This window comes from Shewanella sp. 10N.286.45.A1, assembly GCF_041470405.1.
GTDB lineage: Bacteria > Pseudomonadota > Gammaproteobacteria > Enterobacterales > Shewanellaceae > Shewanella.
On the sequence record NZ_JBFRMK010000470.1, the window covers coordinates 1 to 822 of the forward strand.

Sequence of the window (822 nt, forward strand, 5' to 3'; positions counted from 1 at the left end):
CGGCTTCGTTCAACAAGTCGTTAAAGCAGGACAAATAACAGTTGGCTTTTGCTCCTGCGTCGCTTATTTTAGCCAACATATTATTTGCCTCTTAACGAGGCGTTATGTGGCAATCGCACCATCGATATATCTGAGGCTCAATTGGAAAAACATTACATTGTAATCATACAAACAGTTATACAAGTATTATTAACCGTAGGAATCGGTTTCTTCTTAGCTCGAAACATGGAAAAGTTGAAAACAGAATTAACGAAAAAATTCTGGGTAAAGCAACAAGTCTGGGACACTAGAAAAAAAGCATATGATGGCTTAATAGAAAGTTTCTATGAAACAAAGGAATATCTCCATTTTCAGATAGAGTATACGAATGAATATTTGGATGCATATGAACGGATTGGGTGTAACTCAGAAGGTGATGAGGAATATCATAATTCGTATGCCGCATACGTGAAAGAAGAACAGATTAAATTTGATCAAAAATATCAGTCAACCGAGGCTATTGCCGATAGGTTACGAATTGAAACTGATACAAAAACTAAGTTAACTCAGCTCAAGAAAACATTAGATACTAAATTTATTTATCTCCATAGTGATATAGGGCAAATTAAATCTGGTCTTGAAAGTATAATAACCCAGATTTTTAAAAAGGCTCGTGAGCAAGGGCAGCATGAAGACTTAGACGATTATTTAGAAAGTATCATTGCTGATCATACAAAGCTATCGAATGATTTAACTGATTTGATTGAACGTACACAAGTTATAGCTAGTGAGCATTTGGAGCTAAGAACTAGCTAACTATCAGCCACATAACGTATAAGGATA

The 822-nt window shown here is 35.2% G+C and carries 1 protein-coding gene; it reads left to right on the forward strand.

Annotation, left to right across the window (positions count from 1 at the left end; all coding sequences use genetic code 11):
• Window positions 1-234 precede the first annotated feature (234 nt).
• Window positions 235-795, forward strand: coding sequence for a hypothetical protein (locus tag AB4238_RS22450; protein WP_372035856.1), 561 nt, complete (start codon window positions 235-237; stop codon window positions 793-795).
• Window positions 796-822: the final 27 nt, after the last annotated feature.